Genomic DNA, 1,173 nt, shown 5'->3' with positions numbered 1-1,173 from the left:
GGTTGACGCGCTGGCGCGAGGCGCCGAGCAACTGGGCGAGGTCTTCCTGGGCCAGTTGCAAACCGATGCGGATCTCGTCGCCCTCCTGCACGCCATAAGAGCGCGCCAGCAGCAGTACCTGCTTGGCCAGGCGGGCGGCCAGTGGGCGCGTGTTGAGGTCCTCGATCATGTCGAACATCAGCCGCAGCCGGCGGCAGTTCAGCCGCAGCAAGGCGTCATAGAGCTCGGAGTGGGCCTGCAACAGCGCGCGGAAATCGGACTTGCGCACGCACAGCAGCGTCGTCTCGCCGTGCGCATAGGCGTCGTGGGTGCGGGGCAGGCCGTCGAAGAGGGCGATGTCGCCGAACCAGGTGCCTGGCTCGACATAGGTCAGCGAGATCTGCTTGCCGGCCAGGGACACCGAGCTGACACGCACGGCGCCCTTGGCCACGGCCGACCACTCCTCGGCAGGCTCGCCGCGGTGGGACAGCATGGTCTCGTCGGGCAGGCGGCGCACGAAGGCGCGCTGCAGGATGTCGTTGCGCAGGGTCTCGGAGAGCTTGGAGAACCAGGCGCCCTGATCGATCTGCTGGCGTTCGGCGGGGGTGAGGCTGAGTGCGTTCATGGTCTGGGGGCATTGTGCCGCCCGCGGTTCCCTGGGAATGGGGCCGTTGGCGAGGTGGCCCCATGCTAGAGTGATCCGCGCCGTCTTCACCCCCTCGTTCAACCGATAGCTAGCCGCCCGCAGTCAATGCCCTTCACGGCCTTGCGCCCGACCTTGCTGGGTGCTCTCACACCCACTTTGGCACTGCTGCTTGGCCTGGCGCCAGACGCCCAGGCTCTGGGCCTGGGACGGCCGCAAATTCATTCTGCCCTCGGCAAACCGCTGGACGCCAGCATCCCGCTGACGCTGGCGGATGGTGAACGACTGACCGATTCCTGCGTGCGCGCCGAGGTCTCCGCTGGCGACGCACGGGTGCCGGCTGGGCTGTTGCAAATGCGTATCGAGGGTGAACCCGGCCAGCAACGTATTCGCCTGCAGAGCCTGGCGCGCATCGACGAACCGGCCCTGCGCATCACGCTGGCTCTGGGCTGCCCGCTGCGGCTGACGCGCGAATTCAATGCTTTCGTCGACCCTGCGGCCGATGCCGCCACAGTGCCGGCACCGCCCGCGCCTGCGGCGCCGCCGGTGGT

At 68.3% G+C, this 1,173-nt stretch carries 2 protein-coding genes; one reads left to right on the top strand and one right to left on the bottom strand.

Going from position 1 to position 1,173, the window contains the following annotated elements; all coding sequences use genetic code 11:
* Window positions 1-604: Crp/Fnr family transcriptional regulator (locus AC1DU6_RS32070; protein ID WP_477862243.1), on the bottom strand; the 604-nt coding region annotated here is incomplete at its 3' end.
* Between the two features lie 126 nt (window positions 605-730).
* Here AC1DU6_RS32070 and AC1DU6_RS32065 point away from each other — a divergent pair.
* Window positions 731-1,173, top strand: a 443-nt coding sequence (locus AC1DU6_RS32065) for a type IV pilus assembly protein FimV (RefSeq protein ID WP_477862242.1), incomplete at its 3' end; no start/stop codon positions are given.

It is taken from the genome of Roseateles sp. P5_B10 (genome assembly GCF_056400485.1).
The sequence above is the reverse complement of the archived record's forward strand: the minus strand, read 5'-3'. Positions and strand labels throughout refer to the sequence as shown.